This window comes from Paenibacillus plantarum (assembly GCF_013141695.1).
Lineage (GTDB): Bacteria > Bacillota > Bacilli > Paenibacillales > NBRC-103111 > Paenibacillus_E > Paenibacillus_E plantarum.
This window is the reverse complement of record NZ_WHNY01000036.1, coordinates 41,974-60,999: the sequence shown is the minus strand read 5'-3', so window position 1 is coordinate 60,999 and position 19,026 is coordinate 41,974. Positions and strand designations below refer to the sequence as shown.

Below are 19,026 nucleotides of genomic sequence, written 5' to 3'. Positions count from 1 at the left end.
CAGAGGGTATGATGAGGATTTTTCTAATCGAAGATGAAGCGCTGGCTATGGAAGAATTGCTATTCATTATGAAGCCGTATGCGGAACAACATACGATCGTCTGTTATGAGAATGGCGAAGATGCCTTGGAGGGAGCGCTTCAAGCAGCACCAGATATTATTATTTCCGATATTAAAATGCCTGGATTAAGCGGATTGGAAACGCTGCAAAGGCTGACTTTGATAAATCCGCAGCTGCAGGCTATTATGCTAAGCGGCTATAACGAGTTCGAATATGCGCGAGCGGCCATTAAACTAGGCGCGAAGGAGTACATTTTAAAGCCTGTCGTTGAGAAGGAATTGTATGAGGTGTTGGATCGTTTGATTGCCTCCGTAATAACCGAGGAGCATAAGATGCAAATGGCCAAGGACTGGTCATTAACACGGATGATGCGTGGGATGAGTCCCCATCAGGATGCGAGAAACGACGATACACTTAGCGGGAATTGGTTGGTTTGTGTTATTTTATTGCGCAATTGGAACAGTGAGCATACGTGGGCGAATAGTCAGTTGACGGCGAGTCGATTCTCAGAATGGCTTTACACGGTGGTGGATCACAATACGAAATGCTTAGATATGGACGTGCATATGCGAATTGTTATGCTTCCAGTGCCTAAATCAGAAAAGGAAAGTAAGCTTCGATTGAAGGTTAATCAGATCCATGATTATGTCTGCACCTACGAGTCGGTAGTTCACACCGTTTATCATATCAAGAAGGAGCAGGATGTGTTGGATGCTTCTTACCGCATGTGTCTGCGCTTGTTGGACGATCAAGTTCGACTCGAAGTATCCACATTCATGCCAATTCATCAAGCTCCACAGCTAGCCGCTGTTTGGGATAGTGTGAGATTAATCGAATTGCACCTGCGCGAGTCGGAATATGCCAAGCTCAATATGGAATTACGACGGATGTTGGAGAGCTTGCAACGAGCTGGCATTCACTTAAAACAATTGTCGGTATTCTTGTCCGATTTCTTTTATGCCCTTAAATATAATTTGAACCTAAGCAAGAATGATCTAGAATCCTTCAGCATGGACTCCATCTATGAATTTATCAAAACCTGTGACACATACAGCATGCTGCAAGAATGGTTATTAGGAAAGCTTAGTGGCATGATAGTAGGCCAGCCAACAGAGATGAGCCATCCTAAGCAAATTATTCCGATACTTTTGGATTATGTCCAGCAGCATTACAGCGAAATGATTCATCTTCAGGATTTTGCCGTTAAATATCATCTCAGCGTTGGTTATTTATCGAAGTTGTTTAAAGCTGAAACGGGCAGCAATTTCTCGGAATATATCGTGGAGATTCGCATGAGAAAAGCGCAGGAACTTTTAGATGGCGGTTATAAAAAAGTAGCTGAGATCAGCCAAATGGTGGGTTATGAGGATCCCAAATTTTTCAGTCAAACCTTTAAACGCTGGTCCGGGGTTACGCCTGCCGAGTACAAAAAGAGATAAATGAACCTACCTAAAATGGAAAATGACCCTACATTCCCTAAGGAGCAAAGCAGGTAAGATTAGAACTGTAAGATATTTAAGAGGGGGTTCCATTCATGCCAAGAAAAAAAGGAATGTTAACAACTACACTCGTAACAGCCGTATCGTTGTCGGTAGCATTAACGGGCTGTAGCAGTCAATCAACGGATGCACCTGCAGCGGGTAAAAGCACAAGTACGGGTAAACCTGTCACGTTGAAAATGTTTCACTTCATGGAAGCAGAAGCAGGTCCAACGCTTAAGGATATTAATAAAAGGTTTCATGAGAAATACCCGAATATTACAATCGAATATGAAAACGCTCCCACGGATCAGTATCAAACGACGATTAAAACACGATTTGCTTCAGGCGATGCACCAGATATTATTGGTGTTTTCCCAGGTACTTGGAAGGATCCCTTTGTCAAAGCTGGTTATTTGATGGATCTGTCGGATCGGCCATGGGTATCCAGATTGCAACAAGGCGCGCTAGATATGGAAAGTAAAGATGGGAAAGTATACGGGTTGCCGCTGGATCAGAATGCGATTGGTGTTATTTATAACAAAAAGATTTTCAAAGATTTGAACTTAACGATTCCAAAAACTTGGAATGAGTTCTTAAAAGCAGCAGATACCATTAAGGCCGCTAACATTACGCCTATTGCCCTTGGATTAAAGGATCTTTGGGTGACACAGATCATTCCTTACGCGATGGCACCATCCGCGATCTATCGAGATTCGAAAACATTTGATAAAGATATGTATGACGGTAAAGCCACATTTGCTAATTCGCCATGGAAGAAAATGATGGAAGATTACACGATGATGGATGCCAAAGGCTATTTTAATAAAGGTGCCCTAGGAACAAGTTACGATCAAATGGTTCAATTGATGGCAACGGGTAAAGCGGCTATGGAGATTATGGGCAACTGGGGTCTGCCGCCAATCCTAGCAGCGAATCCGCAAGCGGATCTGGGAATGTTCCCACTCCCTTATGCTGAAGAGGGCAAACAGGTGTATGTATCCTCGGCAATTGCTTTAGGTCTAGGTGCCAATGCGAAGACGAAGTATCCGGATGAAGTGAAGTTGTACCTCGATTTCTGGGCTGAACCAGCGAACAATGCCCAATTATTAACACAAGCCAAGGCGTTTCCCGTATTTAAAGATGTGAAGCCAGAATTGGATGCAACGCTGAAAGAATTGGTTCCCTATCTGAATGTGGGGACGTATAACTTCCTAGATCAGAATTGGCCAGCTGGCGTACAAGATACGATGTTTAAAGGTATTCAGAATGTGATGGTTGATGGTGGGAAATCCTTCCCGATCGACAGTATGTTGAAGGATATGGACAAAGTGTTCACGGAGAAAAAAGGGCAATAAGGAACACGAATAATTAGAAATAAGCGGTCAGGAGAATATGGTTCTCCTGACTTCTTACTAAGAGGGAGATTGGATGAGAAAACTGTGGGTACAGGTGCTTTTTATATTGCCAGCCTTAGGGATATTTGGCGTATTTATCGTCATACCAATGATGAGCAGCATGTATTATAGTTTGACGGATTGGAATGGCTTGGATCCCAAGATTACCTTTATCGGTATGGACAACTATCGGAAGTTGATGGATGATGCCGAAGTATGGATTGCTCTCAAAAACACAGTCGTTTTTGCCGTCCTTGTTACTATTTTCCAAAATGTACTTTCGTTACTATTGGCGCTATTGGTGGATGGTTCGAGGTGGTATTACCGGTATTTGCGTGTGGTGTATCTGATTCCAGCTTTATTGAGCGCTTTGGCTATTGGGTATATTTGGAGCTATTTGTACAATCCGGTGTTTGGCATCATCAATACGGTGCTGGAAAATATCGGTTTAGGAGCGCTCGCGCAAGATTGGTTAGGAGACCCTAAGTGGTCGATGTTTAGTGTTGTATTCACCAACGTGTGGCAATGGGCTGGTATTACCATGATTATCTATATGGCAGGGCTGCAAGCGATATCGGCTGATTTGTATGAAGCTGCGGATATTGATGGCGCGAATAAATGGCAGACATTTACGCGAATTACGTTCCCGCTAATTGCACCTGCGTTTACGATCAACATGATGATTTCCATCATCGGCAGCTTCAAAGTGTTTGATATCATCTATGTGATGACGAAGGGTGGACCCGGGACGACGACAGAATCGTTAGCGATTCTCTTGTATAAGAAGGCATTTAACTTCAACGAAATGGGTTATGGGACCGCGATTGCCGTAGTCATGTTCTTAATTATTCTCGTCATCTCTATTCTCCAATTGTCGATTCTTCGCAAACGGGAGGTAGAGGCATAATGGCGTTAGCATGGGCAGGTAAGGCTAGTAAAATTATCATTTTGGTTGTATGGGCGTTAATCGTAAGTATTCCACTTCTTATTCTCGTAACGGTTACTGTGAAATCGCCTCAGGATTTATTGCACACGACACTAGGTTTTCCAAAGGTTTTCATGTGGAGCAATTTTGCAGAAGCTTGGCGAACAGCGAGTTTAGGCATGGCATTCGGCAATAGTATCCTCATTACAGGGCTCGCGATTGTGGGTATAGTGCTGGCAAGTTCGTTTGCTGCTTATCCGCTCGCTAGGGTGAAGTCAAAATTTACTAGCACCATGTTCCTATTCTTCATTTCGGGAATTATGGTTCCGTTTCAACTAAGTATGATTCCATTATACAAACTCCTGAAATTCTTGCATTTGATCAACACACATCAAGGCGTCATTCTGATTTTCATTGCGATGTCGATTCCATTTTCCATATTTCTATATACGGGTTTCTTAAAAGGAATACCTAAGGAGTTGGAAGAATCTGCTCTAATCGATGGCTGCGGTCCATTTCGTACCTTTGCCGTCATTATCTTCCCGTTGATGAAGCCGGTGACCGCTTCGGTCATTATCACGAACAGTTTATCCATCTGGAATGACTTCTTGGTTCCACTCTTATTTCTGCAAGCCAAAACAAGTCGCACTATACCGATGGCGATTTTTACATTTACGGGTCAATACAATAACAGTTGGAATATGATTTTTGCTGCTATTTTATTAGGGACATTGCCACTCATTATTACGTTCCTTTTCTTGCAGAAGCATTTTATTAAAGGGATTGTGGGAGGAGCTGTTAAGGGGTAGAAGGATTTCTCGAAGTTCATCGTGAAGGGAGCGAATGGATGAAATAGATCTGAAAAAAGAACAAAAACTGAAGAGAATCGAGCAAAGACAGCGGACTAAGAAAACGTTTACAATAAGCTTGTAAAACAAATTTATGAGCGGGGGTATTAGATATGAAAAAGAATTTAGTAGTCAGTATGTCTGCCTTAATGGCCATGTCCTTGACGTTAGCGGCTTGTGGAGACAGTGCATCCACACCTTCACCTAGCACTGCTTCCACGGGTGAGAAACAGTCCGCGGCTCCAACGACTGCGAGCAGTGAAGCGCCAAAGAATGCGAATAACGACGCCTACACCTTGAAGGTATCCAGCTGGTTCTTGGATGATACGCCCCAAAACAGCAATTTTAAACAAGTGGCAGAGAAGAAGTTTAAAGAGAAATACCCGAATGTGAAGATTCAATGGGATACGCTGGTTGGAGAAAAATATATGGACAAATTAAAGGCGGATCTTACGGCAGGGAGCGCGGCCGATGTCATCTGGAGTCAGAACGTCGCGCAGTTCGGGAAAGCCGGATATTTGGCTGATTTGTCTAACGAACCATGGGCAGGGAATGTACTGGATGCAACCAAGCCATTGGAATCCTTCGATGGCAAGCTATACGGTGCAGCAGCGACGGTTTCGGTGAACGGTGTATTTTATAACAAAAAAATGTTTAGCGATGCCGGCGTGCAGCCACCCAAAACGTGGGATGATTTCATCGCCATTAACGAGAAGCTGAAGGCCAAAAAAGTGACGCCAATTATCGCCGGATTTAAAGACGCGTGGACAATTGGACTGACACTGGGCGTTATCGCCGATTCCATGATCGAAGTGACCAATCCGAACTATTTATTCGATATCTATAATGGCAAGGCTAAGCTTACCGGCCCAGAAATGACAGCTACGACAGATGCGTTCCTGCAATTAGCCAAGGGCGGTTATTTTAATAAAGATGCCCTATCCTTGGATTGGCCGGGCAGCTTGGCAGCTTTTGAGCAAGGAAAAGCAGCTATGATTATTCAAGGCAACTGGGTACCGGGGATGATGGACGGGGATGTGAAGGATAAAGGCATGCCGAAGCAGGAAGTTGGATTCTTCGCGATACCGAATAAAGAGGGGAAATCAGCGCTTTCAGCTGGACCTGACCACAGTATTTCGGTCAATGCCAAGACACAGCATATGCAAGCGGCGAAAGATTTTGTTGCCATGGTGTTGAGCCAGGACGTTCTATCTGTGCACATCAAAGATGTTGCTTTCCCAGGTATTAAAAATATTAAAGGGGATTTCGCTAATCCAGCTATGACGGACGTGATGAATGCAATGAATACCAGCGCTTCCGTAATCGGCGTGAACAGCAGCAATTTCCTAGCGAGCTCGGCTTGGACGGGGATTCAAAACGGGGTGCTGAAAGTCATCGGCGGTGGCGATTTCGGCGATACACTGGCAGTAGCTCAGCAAAATTATGATAAAGACAAAGGAACTATCGTTATTCCTAAGCAATAAGAACGCTAAGTGAAAACTCTAAGGATAGCCAGTTGTGGCCTTGGCTGCTGCTGGCTGTCTAATCAGGGGAGAATCGTATGAACAATGAAAGCAGGATGTTTCGCTTTGGGTTGTTGTTAACGCTGCCAGCGACCGTTATTTTTTTGCTTTTTAATTATTATCCGTTTATTAGCTCTCTGTATTATTCCTTCACGCAATGGGACGGGATTAATAAACCTATTTTTATCGGCCTGAAAAATTATAAGGACTTGTTTCATGATCAGGCTATGCTCCATGGAGGGCTTCATACGCTGTACATCGTCATCTTCGGGATCATCATCTCTAATCCGCTTTCTTTGCTTCTAGCCTTGCTCTTAGACAAACCGTTTCGGACGAAATCGATCCTGAGAACCGCCTTTTATTTGCCCGTTATTATTAGCTTGGTTGTCGTATCCATTGTGTGGAACTTCTTATTGAAATACGACGGTGTCATGAACGCGGTGCAAACGGGGCTTGGATTGGGTGCGTACACGCAAGATTGGCTGGGGAGTATCCATTATGCGCTGGGTATGATCATTATGATTTCCGTATGGCAGGGTACCGGTTTTGGAGCCGTCATCTACTTGGCGGGGCTGCAGTCCATTCCCAAAGAGATCTTGGAAGCATCGCAGATCGATGGTGCCAGCGGCTGGCGTAAGGTCATTTATATCATTATCCCGCTGATCATGCCGGTGGTCACGATTTGTACGTTTTTCGGTCTGGTTGGCTCTTTGAAAATGTTCGATTTACCGTTTGTACTCACAAACGGGGGACCGGGCGATGCGACGCTGACGATCGCACAAGCGATTTATAATTTTGCATTCGTCAATCAAACGTATGGCTATTCGACGGCAGCCGGGATTGTCTTCATGATCATTTGCCTGATCGTGACAACGCTGCAATTGCGATTTACCCGCAAAATGGAGGTGGAACTATGACGCAATCCTCCCTTACGACCAAGCGCAAGCCTGGGTTTGTTGTGCTAGAAGTGATTCTGCTAGTCATGGCTCTGCTCTATCTGTTTCCGGTCATCTACTTATTCGGCGCTAGTATGAAGAAGAGTGCGGAATTCTACGAGCCGCTGAAGCTTCCTCATTGGTATTTCGGCAATTATGCCAAGGTATTCGAGCAGACGCATCTGTTTCAGGCTTTGGGCAACACCTTGTACATTTGTGCGGTAACGCTGGCCATCAATATACTTGTTTCTTCCATGGCGGGTTATATCATCGGAAGAAACAACCATCGTTATTTTCAATTATTATTCTATGTATTTCTGTCCGGCATGATTATCCCGGTTCAGACGAGTATGGTTCCTTTATTCAAATTACAGCAAATTCTTCATATGCAAAGTTCACTCACGTATTTATGTCTGCTGTATGTCGCGGGTGGAATCCCTTATGGGACAATGGTTTATTCAGGGTTTATCAAATCGGTTCCGAGGGAACTGGAAGAATCGGCTTCGATCGACGGGGCAGGACGATTCCGAACATTTTGGTCGATTATTTTTCCACTGTTGCTGCCGGCGACCGGCACGATTCTCGTAACGACTGTATTTTGGTATTGGAATGATTTCATTAGTCCATTGTTATATTTGGATATTAACCATACACCAACTTTGATTACGCTGATCTTTAAATTTAAAGTCGACCGTGGTGTCGATTGGGGACCGATTTTCTCTATTTGCGTGTTGGCGACTTTACCCTTAATCGTATTGTTTTTGTTTACCCAAAAATACCTAATTAAAGGCTTTGTTGCAGGTGCTGTGAAAGGATAACCTGACGAAGCTTCCTACATTCATATCGGAGAAGGAGAATTATCATGAAACAAACCGAGGTAGCTGTCTATTATTTTCCCAATTATCACCCCGATCCCCTAAACGAACAATGGCATGGTCAAGGATGGACGGAGTGGGAGTTGGTTAAAGCGGCAAGACCCCGATTCCAAGGGCATGATCAACCCAAAATTCCAATGTGGGGTTATGAGGACGAGTCAGATCCGGCGATTATGGCCAAAAAAATTCAAGCGGCTGCCGATCATGGGATTTCATCATTTATCTTCGATTGGTATTGGTATGAGAATGCTCCCTTTCTGCAAGGTGCGTTGGAGCGGGGGTTCCTTCATGCGGTGAATAGCCAGGACCTGAAATTTTCGCTCATGTGGGCGAATCACGATTGGTATGATATTCAGCCTGCACCGCGTAATTTCCGCAGTAATTTGGCGGCTAGCGGTAAAGTGACGGAGGAGCAGTTCATAGCGGCAACCGATTACATGATTGCGCATTATTTTCATCAACCGAATTATTGGAAGGTTGAAGGCGGTTTGTATTTTTCCATCTATGAATTAATGAATCTAATCGAAGGATTAGGCGGAAGTTACACGGAGACGAAACGGATTTTAGAGGATTTTCGTACGCGTGTACGTAATGCTGGGCTTGGTGAACTTCATTTGAATGCAATCGTCTGGGGTGTGCAGAACCTGCCTGGTGAGAAAGCCATTGAAGATGTGAACAAAGTGCTGGATGATCTTGGTTTTGACAGCATCACTTCGTATGTCTGGATTCATCACAACGCTATTCCACACTTTCCGATGTCGGATTACGGCATGTATCGGGAGTTATCGGTGAAGGATTTCGAGCGTTTTACGAATGAATACGATCTGCCTTATTTTCCTAACGTATCGATGGGGTGGGATTCCAGCCCGCGTACGGTTCAGACGGATGTATTCGATTGTGTCGGCTATCCGTACACACCTATCTTGGTGGGGAATACACCCGAACAATTCGAGAAGGCGCTTCGGGAAGCGAAAACCTTTCTCGATAAAGGCGCTACTGAGCGTAGTATTTTAACGGTTAATTCATGGAACGAATGGACAGAAGGAAGTTATTTAGAACCCGACACCCGTTACGGCATGAAATATTTAGAAGCGATTCGCGATGTGTTTGGTGTCAAACGCATGGTGGGAACTCAAACAGAGGTTGGATAATGCCATCTTATTCCTCGCTAGGAGGGAGAACCTATGAGTAACATTCGGCAAGTCGATTTCCTCAATTTGGCCCCCTATGTCAGGTATGTGCATGAGTTTGAGCATAAGGAGCAATATGCGGTCAAAGTGCCGCCACGCATTATTTATGATTACGAAATGATCTTCATGATTGGCGGTTCAGGGAACTACCGAATTAACGATCGTTCCTTTGTGTTGAATGCGGGGGATCTGTGCATCATCCCCCCTTTCGTGCAAAATTCCTTCTTTGTACCGCAAGGACAATATTGCAATTACATCGCTGTGCACTTTGATCTCGTCTATATGGGGCACAATTATGATTTCTCGCCTGAGGATGTCTATGTGAATCTAGATTACCAAAATATGGATAGTATTCCGTGGGAAGAAGAACTAACCCACCGGCCTCATGTCGTGCTCAATGAAATTTCATTTCCTGATCATATGCAGCCCAGCGACCCTATTTTCGTAGCCAATACGTTAAAAGATTTGCATGCTACCTTCGTATCCAAGGCGTATGGTTATCATTTAAGGCTGCGGATCTTGCTGCTGCAATTGCTGGAGGCCGTAGTCAAGGATATTGCGACAAACGACGGGGTTGGCAAACGTCATAAGTATCGCGAGACGATCGCAGGAGCCATTCAGATTATGAAAAGTCAATACAAGGTTCCGCCGGATTATCGGCAAATGGCCAGTGATTTCGGTTTATCGCTCAATTATTTCCGAACGCTTTTCAAAGAGGCGACTGGTAAAGCCCCGTTGGAATATTTGATTCAAATCCGCATGGATAAGGCAAAGGAACTGTTAACAACAACCAACTATTCAGTTGGAGAAATCAGTGTCATGGTGGGGTATGACAATATTCATCATTTTAGTAAATTGTTCAAAAAGATCGAAGGCATTTCACCCAAGCATTACTTGGAGTCTTTGACGGGACGAAAAGGAGTTTCAACTACGCGGATTTCACCGAATACGACGTGGAGGTGATGCGAATGAAGGGTACCTACTGATGACGATGAGCATGGTATCCCCTACTAACGAGCAAAGGGATGATTGTGGAACGCGATTTGGTATGAAAATGGTTAATGACGAGGAGGCAAGGGATGTTAAAATTTACGAAACAAGTGGTAGCCACGGTGGGTATCCTAGGTGCTCTATTGTTACCAGCGACAGGTGCTTTTGCTTACACAAACCCAATGACGCTTTCTAATGAATGGTCGAATTATGGGACTGGCGATCCATTTGTCATGAAATACAATGGGAAGTTCTATCTGTATAGCTCTACAGGGCAATACCAAACCGGTGTTAAATGCTGGAGTTCCACGGATACGGTGAATTGGACATATGAAGGCATGTGTTCCACGGATGCCGCTACTTATCAAGGATATGCGCCTGAAGTGGTCTATTGGAATGGCACTTTCTACATGTATACGTCACGCGATGGTACCGGTCATTATGTTCTGACCAGCTCCAGCCCAACAGGGCCATTTACCGCAGTGACCGGCAATTTGGGCCATAGTATTGATGGGAGTGTCTTCATCGATGACAACGCGAGTTGGTATTTCTTAAGTGCAGGAGGGGACGGGATTCACGCTGCTCAGATGAGCAGCCCAACGTCCATCGGCAGTGATGTGGTTCTAGGCGGCACACAAATCGGTGGACAATGGACAGAAGCGCCAACTTTGATCAAAAGAAACGGTATTTACAACCTCACCGAGACCGGAAATCATGTTCTTAGTACAGGTTACAGAGTGAATTTAGCCACCAATACGACGGGACCTTTGCAGCCCTTTACGCCGAGTAATCAGAATCCGATTCTGTTGAAAACAGAAGGCTCTCAAGTTGGTTTGGGTCATAGCAGCAACTTTATCGGACCTGACCTAGATACCTACTATACGGTTTATCATAATTTAGCTAGTGTAGATCCAGCAGGCTATCCGATTCGTCACGTTAATTTTGACCCCATTGGTTGGAATGGTGACAAAATGGCGGTGTATGGCCCATCGAATTGGTCTGTGCCCAATCCGGCTTTACCCAATTTTGAGGACAGATTCCAAAGAGCAAGCATAGGTACTGGCTACTCGAACCTGAATGGCGGAACGTGGGGAATTTCGAATAATTTCCTCTACCAGAATGCCAAAGGCAGTACAGCCTTGTATATTCAATATGAGAATACATTTACAACAGCAAGCGATTATACGGCAGAATACAATATGAAACAAGTCTCCAAGGGAACGTTAGATCCAAGAATTGGGGCCATATATGGGTACGTTGATGCCAACAATTACGGAGTTGCTGTATTAAACGGCAATACGAACCGACTAGAGACCAATATGGTCGTTGGCGGGGTATGGGGCACGCAGGTGAATACGGCATTACCAACAGGCTTTGATATCACTAAGTTACATAATGTGCGTATCGAGAAGTCGGGAGCTACGTACAAGTATTTCGTGGACGGTCTGCTAAAGGAAACGAAAACGAGTGCCAATTTGGGCGCGGGTAAGATTGGCTATATGTCATCAGATAACGAAGCGAATTTCGGTTATTTAGCCGCAAGTAATAAAGTGAACGGAAGCGGCATCTTTGACGTGTACAAACCGATTCCAGGCACCATTCAAGCCGTTCATTACAATTCAGGCGGCGAAGGTGTTGGGTATCACGATAGGACTACTGGGAACGCAGGAGGTAAATATATCCGAAGTGACAATGTGGATATTCGAGATAACCCTGAAGGCGGCGAGAACATTGGCTGGAATGGTACGGGAGACTGGTATAAATACAATGTCAGCGTGCAAGCGAACGGCACGTATAACTTAGGTTTACGATATGCAACAACCAATACGGGAACGCAAGTGAAGGTATGGATAGATTCTACGGATGTAACCGGTGTGGTTACCCTTCCAAGTACAGGAGGTTGGGATAACTGGCAAACCTACACGATCAAAGGGCTGACTCTCCCAGCAGGCAACCATACGATCAAAGTTGAAACGGTAACCGGTGAATTCGATTTCTATACCCTACAGTTCAATGCAGCGGATAACGCCTCCTTTACGAAAACAGACAACTTCGCCACGGCTTTCAGCAACGATTGGAATTGGAGCGGCGGGAACTGGGCGATTGAAAGCGGAGAAGCAAGTATTGATAATGTAGGCAAAAAGACGCTTGGCAGCACGGGCTGGTCCGATTACACCGTTGAGGCGGATGTTAAGGGCATTAGTGGATTAAATAGTGGCATCATGGTTCGGGTGCAAAATCCTGCTCAAGGCGGAGCGGGCAATGATGCCGGTCTTGGAACGGATTTCTACCAAGGTTATCTGGCTGTCCTTTCGGGGAGTTCCGTTTCACTTGGCAAACAGAATTACAACTGGACGACTTTGGCATCCACGGCAGGAACGTATGCGACCAACACTTGGTATCATATGAAAGTGGTTGTCAGTGGCAACAACATCAAAGTCTATGTAGGCGATATGACGACTCCGAAAATCAACTATACCGACAACAACAATCCGTTCATCAGCGGAAAGATTGGACTCAGAGCTCATTATGCACATACTCACTTTGATAACTTTAGTGTGACCCATTAAAAGTGTAGATCTTTCTTAAGATGTCCCTAATCGGTCGATCGTTGTTCCGATTAGGGACATTTTCTGAACATATAAGGAAGTCGATGTTTGAACATTTTTATTCAGGCATTTGTCTTATTTGCCCTATGTTAATGTCGTGAACACCTCCCAATATAACGATCGAAATGAGATATGATGAGAATGACTAAACTCTGGGGGATGTTACAAATGAACGAGGATGTTAAGAAAAGTGGAATCAGAGAACATCACAAGAAAGCGATTACCAACTTAGTAAATCGGATTGGGCAGGATGCCGATTACTTAGCTGTCATTATTGCTGGCTCGGTGGCTAAAGGAATAGCACGAGATGATTCAGATATTGACTGCTATTTGGTTGTTAAAGATGAGATTTTTCAGGAGAGAAAACGGCGAGATCATTTGTTTTATTATGCAGAAGATGGTTGTGAGTATGAAGGTGGTTATTATGACGGGAAAATGATTAATTATGATTTTCTTAAGGCGGCAGCAGAGAAGGGGAGCGAACCAACACGTGCTTCTTTTGATGGAGCGATCGTGGCGTTTTCTCGAATCCCTAACTTGAGTGAGCTTATTAACCGTATATCGATATATCCTGAAGCTAACCGGGAGAGAAATTTCACGGATTTTTATGCGCAGGTGGAGTTATATGGGGGATATTTTGCCAAACGGGCGATTACTTTGAACAATACCTACTTATTATCGCATGCAGTTAGTCAGGTTGCGTTATTTGCAGGAAGACTCATTCTGGCTTATAACCGAATACTTTTTCCCTGCCATAAATCATTGCTAAGTACGTTGGAAAGAGCAATTGAAAAACCAGCATCTTACGTGGAATTGCAGGATGCAATGCTTACTAAGCCGAACACGGAAACGATAAGCGCATTCATTGCGTGCATTCGTTCCTTTCATAATTGGGGCATCACACCGAATGAATCCATCAGCCGTTTTATCGTGAACAACGAATGGAACTGGTTGGATGGTGAGCCTCCCATCAGTGACCGTTAGGAATTAAGCCAACGGAGTTAACTAAGTCTAGGAGGTATAGAATTATGTCTATCATCGAAAAAATCACACCTTGGAAGGCCAACTGGATTTGGGGCGGCTCCGAGGAAAGCCCGCGCAATGAATGGCGCTGGTTCCGAACCTCGTTCGTCTGTCCGCAGGATTTGGGACAGCTGGAGAAGGCGATCTTATGGATTACAGCGGACTCTCGCTATGAAGCTTACGTGAATGGAAAGCGAGTAGGAAGAGGGCCGGTTCGTTATTTTCCGACGGATATTCGTTATGACGCTCATGAGGTCGGGCATCTCCTTCGACGTGGCGAGATCAATATGATTGCGGTGCAAGTGATGCATTTTGGCATCTCTAATTTTCAATATTTAAGAGAACGTGGGGGGTTGCTTGCGCAATTAGATGCCTTTGTAGGTGACAACGAAGTGACGCTTGTCCAAACGGGGGCTGACTGGCGGACGATCGTGCATGCTGGACAAGATCCGGCTATTTCACGTATGTCCTGCCAGACCGCCTTCGCGGAACGAATTGACGGCAGGAAGTTGGCAGAGGACTGGACGTCTACTGCCTATTCAGATGCTGGATGGCAGCAGGCGCTGGTTATTGGGCCAGTAGGTATGGAGCCTTGGGTGCGGCTAGTTCCGAGGGACATTCCGTATTTGACGGAAGAGCCTGTTCTGCCTACACGCGTGATTTCTGTGAATAGGGTAGTTCCCTATCAGCTTACTGGGTTTATCGACGCGTACCATTTAATGAAGGCTCCCGGCGAAGAGAATGCCAATCATATCCGATTCTGCGGCGCTTTTGCGACGATCCTTCGCTTGCGGGAAGAAGCTGAAGTCAAGGTGATGTTCCACGTTGGAGGCCTCGGCATCGTTCGGCTAGGGGAGCGGCTTTATATGGAAGCCGAACTTGAAGTGGAGCCACCGCTAACGCATATTCGTGCGACATTGCCAGCAGGCGACCATCTGTTGCTATACACGGTGAACGGTCCTGAACATGGACATAGTAACCGAGTGGGGATTGATGCGGATACAGAGATTGCGTGGATCTCGCCGCTTGTGTCGGAGGGGAATGGTGAGAGAATGTCACCCTTCGTTTGTATTGGCCCGTCCTTTACTTATTCCTGTATCGATTACACCGACCAGGATGAGTTGTTAGCATCGTGGGAAGTTGAGAAAGTTCGCTTCGCTGATCGCATCGCTCCTTTGGCAAGCGTCGAAGACTTGCAGGCGAGCGGCTATCTCGTTGCCCCTATTCCGCATAGCTTGGCGAATGGGGAAGATGCCTTCATGCCGCAATTTGCTAAGCGCGAATCGGAGGCTTTCTCCGTTCCTTCGAGTCTGCAACGTATCGCTGTCGCTTCCACAGATCCAGGCGTTGTGCCTGTGTTTGAGAATGGAGATACCGAGTTCATACTCGATTTCGGCAAGGAGTGGAGCGGGTTCCTCGAATTCGAATTGGAAGCGGAAGCGGGGATTACCATCGATTGGTACGGCATCGAATATCGGAAGGATGCGTATGTTCAGCATACGTTCGGTTTGGACAATACGCTTCGGTATGTGACGCGCGAAGGGAATCAACGCTATGCATCCCCGATCCGCAGAGGATTCCGATATGTGATTGTTACCGTCCGCGGTGCGAAGAAACCGGTGTTGATCCGTGATGTCCGGGTTGTTCAAAGCAACTACCCGGCTCCCGAGATCGGTGCTTTCCGAAGCTCGGACTATAAGCTGAATCAGATTTGGGATATTTCCAAGCATACGACGAAGCTATGCATGGAGGATACGTTTGTTGACTGTCCGGCTTACGAGCAGGCTTTCTGGGTAGGGGACAGTCGCAACGAAGCGCTCGTCAATTATTATACCTTCGGAGGGACAGAGATTGTTGAGCGATGCCTTCGCCTTGTTCCCGGATCCGAGTTCCAGACGCCGTTATACGGCGATCAGGTACCTAGTGCTTGGACGAGTGTTATTCCGAATTGGACGTTTTTCTGGATTGTAGCTTGTCGGGAATATGCGGAGCACACGGGAAATCGCGCTTTCGCAGCCGACATGCTGCCGAAAATGCTGCTGACATTGGAAGCGTATCTGGAGTGTGTCAACGCCGATGATTTATTGGACATGAAGGGGTGGAACCTGCTTGACTGGGCACCGATGGATCAACCTAATGATGGTATAGTCACACATCAAAATGTGATGCTGGTGAAGGCCCTGGAGGAAACCGCAGCCATGGCAGCCTTCGCTGGATTGCCTGAACAGGGGACAGTATGTGCGGAGTTCGCTGTCAGAGTGAAAGCAGCGATTAATCGGCATCTCTGGAGTGAGGAACGCGGCGCCTATCTCGATTGTATTCATCCAGGAGGTCGCCGCTCGACGATCTTCAGTATGCAGACGCAGGTCATGGCGCTGCTAGTCGGCGTTACAGAAGGAGAGCGAGCTGCAAGATTAAATGCCTACTTGACCGCCACGCCAGATGGATTCGTACCCATCGGAAGCCCCTTCATGTCGTTCTTCTATTACGAGACGCTGATGAAATCGGGCAATGTACAATGGATGCTCGATGACATGCGTGAGAACTTCGGCTTTATGCTCGATAACGAAGCGACGACATGCTGGGAAATGTACGGCCACACGACGATGAATCGTGCGAACGAGAATGATCTGACGCGCAGTCATTGCCACGCTTGGTCGGCTGCTCCCGGATATTTCCTCGGCGCTTATGTGCTAGGCGTGCGACCTGCTGCACCAGGGTGGGCGAAAGTGATCATCGAACCCATGATCGGCGATTTAAGTTGGGCGAGTGGAACGGTTCCGCTGCCGCAAGGCGGGAGTATCGATGTCGCTTGGAAAGCAGAGAAGGGGGAGATTGCTTCGCTGGTTATTACGGCGCCCGCAAGTGTAGAACTCGATATTCGAGTGCCAGCGGCGTGCAGTGTTGCAGTTAGCCGGGTGAGAGAACTTCCAGCCGTGTAACTTGGAGATTGGCAATAGCTAAATGGCAATAGCTAAATATAAAGACGGTTTTTAATTCGATGCTGAATTAAAGGCCGTCTTTTTGCATTAGAAGGGCCATTGATGGCAAAAGAGCAAGCGCAAGTCGATAAAATCGACTTACGCTCCTCCAGCGGAGCAAATGTTTCACATTAATTGTATAAATTCTTCCAGATATCGATTGGTGAAGGCGCGTTTTGGTGGGGGAACCCCACTTTTTATTCATTATTCAAAAGATGTTTCATTCTTTGATATTTTATTTATGCGAAAGGCGTGCTAACTTGAGGTAGCAGAAGCTTAGTGATTAGCGAATGTCGATTGAAAGGCGGAAATTGCGTGCAGGTAAAGTCAGCTAGAAAGCAAGGAATGTGGCATGAGCTGGGCAAGAACAGATGGGGCTATCTCATGGCACTGCCTGGCATTGTGTTTCTGCTTATGTTTTCTTATTTACCCATGAGCGGGCTTGTCCTTGCATTCAAGGATTATAATCGCGTGGATGGCATATTTGGAAGTCCTTGGAACGGTTTGCGCAATTTCGAATCATTCGTCACATCATCGGATGTGCTGAGGGTAGGTTTGAACACCTTATATTTAAATGCTTTATTCATTATTTTTGGTACACTGGCACAAATTACTGTTTCAATTCTTTTACACGAAGCCGCGAAGAAATGGTTTAAAAAACTGGCACAATCGTTGCTTTTTTTTCCCTACTTTGTATCTTGGGTTGTTGTGGGAGAACTAGTGTATAGTGTCTTATCTAAGGATTTCGGGTCTTTGGACAAAATAATAGCCCAATGGGGATTACCGCGTATGGAGTGGTATACACATCCAGAGTATTGGAGAGGCATCTTGGTGTTTGTTTATATATGGAAGTGGACGGGGTACGGTGCCATTATCTATATAGCTGCTTTAACCAGCATCGATCCTAGCTATTATGAAGCCGCAACCGTAGATGGAGCCAACCGTTGGCAGCAAATTAAGCATATTACATTGCCCTTGTTAATGCCGACAAGCACCATTCTTACCTTATTAGCGATAGGAAGAATATGCTATGGTGACTTTGGGATGATATTCGGAATCGTCAAGGAAAATGGCATACTCATGTCAACAACAGATATCGTGGATACCTATGTCTATCGTGCATTACGCGTCTATAATGATATCGGCATGTCGACAGCTGTAGGCTTTGTTCAATCGGTCATGGGATTCTTTCTTGTATTCGTAAGTAATCGGATTGCGCGAAAAATCGGGGATGGCACATCACTTTACTAGGGAGGTGAAACGAATAAAAACAGCGCTGGCAGATCGCACTTTTAATTGGTTTGCATACGGGACCGTATCCATGTTCATGATGGTTTGTTTATATCCATTGCTTCTTATGCTTTCCAGCTCCTTCTCAACAGAGAAGGAAATTATTCAAACGGGCTATACGTTATGGCCAAAAGGTTTTACGCTGGATACATATGCTTATTTGTTCCGAAGTGGCGGTGATTGGATTCTGTCCTCCTACCTCGTTACGATATTCGTGACGGTCGTTGGCACGGTGTGCAGCATGTTAATCACAGCGATGTTGGCCTATACCCTATCTTCCAAAAAGCTAAAATATAGAAACAAGATATCCCTATATTGTTATTTTACCATGCTGTTTAATGGCGGGCTTGTCCCTTGGTACATTCTCATTGTCAATTATTATCATCTAACCAATACGATTGCTGCATTGATTGTTCCCTATTTATTAAATGTTTTCTTTCTATTCGTCATGAGGAGCTACTTTGATACCATTCCTGAGCCTCTGCTGGAATCAGCAAGAATGGATGGGGCTACTGAACTCTACATATTCGCTAAAATCATGATTCCAATTGCACTCCCAGGGATTGCGACCATTTCTTTATTTTATGCGATTCAATATTGGAATGATTGGTGGTTATCTCTTTTGTTTATTCGTGACGACAGTTTATTCCCGCTGCAGTATCGGTTATATAATCTGTTATCGAACACACAAGCGTTGGCTAGCAATATGTCCCAACATGCAGCTGATAAAGTTGCTGTACCCACAGTAACGGTCAAAGCTGCGATAACGATGGTTACGATTGGACCGATTCTCTTGGTATTTCCTTTTATTCAGCGTTTTTTTGTAAAAGGGTTAATGATTGGGGCCGTTAAAGGTTAACGAACTGCAGAAAACTCATTGAGAGGGGTGATTTATGGGAGAT

General features: G+C 45.4%; 14 protein-coding genes. All 14 read left to right on the top strand.

Annotation, left to right across the window (positions count from 1 at the left end):
- The first annotated feature begins 8 nt into the window (after window positions 1-8).
- Window positions 9-1,499 carry a response regulator transcription factor gene (locus GC096_RS11170; protein WP_171630310.1) on the top strand — a complete coding sequence of 497 codons (1,491 nt, stop codon included), beginning with the start codon at window positions 9-11 and terminating at the stop codon, window positions 1,497-1,499.
- A gap of 95 nt (window positions 1,500-1,594) precedes the next feature.
- Window positions 1,595-2,896, top strand: coding sequence for an ABC transporter substrate-binding protein (locus GC096_RS11165; RefSeq protein WP_171630309.1), 1,302 nt, complete (start codon window positions 1,595-1,597; stop codon window positions 2,894-2,896).
- Window positions 2,897-2,969: 73 nt separating this feature from the next.
- Entirely contained in the window at window positions 2,970-3,842 is an 873-nt protein-coding gene (locus GC096_RS11160; RefSeq protein WP_171630308.1) for a carbohydrate ABC transporter permease, read from the top strand.
- Window positions 3,842-4,669, top strand: a complete 828-nt coding sequence (locus tag GC096_RS11155; RefSeq protein ID WP_171630307.1) for a carbohydrate ABC transporter permease — start codon at window positions 3,842-3,844, stop codon at window positions 4,667-4,669. Before GC096_RS11160 ends, GC096_RS11155 begins: the two co-directional genes overlap by 1 nt.
- Window positions 4,670-4,821: 152 nt before the next feature.
- On the top strand, window positions 4,822-6,192 hold the full coding sequence (locus GC096_RS11150; RefSeq protein WP_171630306.1) for an ABC transporter substrate-binding protein: 1,371 nt from the start codon (window positions 4,822-4,824) through the stop codon (window positions 6,190-6,192).
- A 77-nt stretch (window positions 6,193-6,269) separates the two neighbouring features.
- Window positions 6,270-7,148, top strand: coding sequence for a carbohydrate ABC transporter permease (locus tag GC096_RS11145; protein WP_171630305.1), 879 nt, complete (start codon window positions 6,270-6,272; stop codon window positions 7,146-7,148).
- Entirely contained in the window at window positions 7,145-7,984 is an 840-nt protein-coding gene (locus GC096_RS11140; RefSeq protein WP_171630304.1) for a carbohydrate ABC transporter permease, read from the top strand. The genes GC096_RS11145 and GC096_RS11140 overlap by 4 nt, the downstream gene beginning before the upstream one ends.
- 44 nt (window positions 7,985-8,028) lie before the next feature.
- Entirely contained in the window at window positions 8,029-9,192 is a 1,164-nt protein-coding gene (locus GC096_RS11135) for a glycosyltransferase WbsX family protein (protein WP_171630303.1), read from the top strand.
- Window positions 9,193-9,225: 33 nt separating this feature from the next.
- Complete coding sequence (locus tag GC096_RS11130; protein WP_171630302.1) at window positions 9,226-10,194, top strand: AraC family transcriptional regulator; 969 nt, start codon at window positions 9,226-9,228, stop codon at window positions 10,192-10,194.
- 116 nt (window positions 10,195-10,310) lie between these two features.
- Entirely contained in the window at window positions 10,311-12,791 is a 2,481-nt protein-coding gene (locus tag GC096_RS11125) for a family 43 glycosylhydrolase (RefSeq protein WP_171630301.1), read from the top strand.
- 207 nt (window positions 12,792-12,998) lie between these two features.
- A complete protein-coding gene (locus GC096_RS11120; protein ID WP_171630300.1) occupies window positions 12,999-13,814 on the top strand; it encodes a nucleotidyltransferase domain-containing protein in 816 nt (271 codons plus the stop codon).
- A gap of 44 nt (window positions 13,815-13,858) precedes the next feature.
- Entirely contained in the window at window positions 13,859-16,795 is a 2,937-nt protein-coding gene (locus tag GC096_RS11115) for a family 78 glycoside hydrolase catalytic domain (protein WP_171630299.1), read from the top strand.
- Window positions 16,796-17,149: 354 nt separating this feature from the next.
- Complete coding sequence (locus GC096_RS11110; protein ID WP_312886246.1) at window positions 17,150-18,085, top strand: ABC transporter permease; 936 nt, start codon at window positions 17,150-17,152, stop codon at window positions 18,083-18,085.
- A gap of 4 nt (window positions 18,086-18,089) precedes the next feature.
- The gene (locus GC096_RS11105; protein ID WP_312886245.1) at window positions 18,090-18,983 is read left to right on the top strand and encodes a carbohydrate ABC transporter permease; all 894 of its coding nucleotides are present in this window, start codon (window positions 18,090-18,092) and stop codon (window positions 18,981-18,983) included.
- Window positions 18,984-19,026 lie beyond the last annotated feature (43 nt).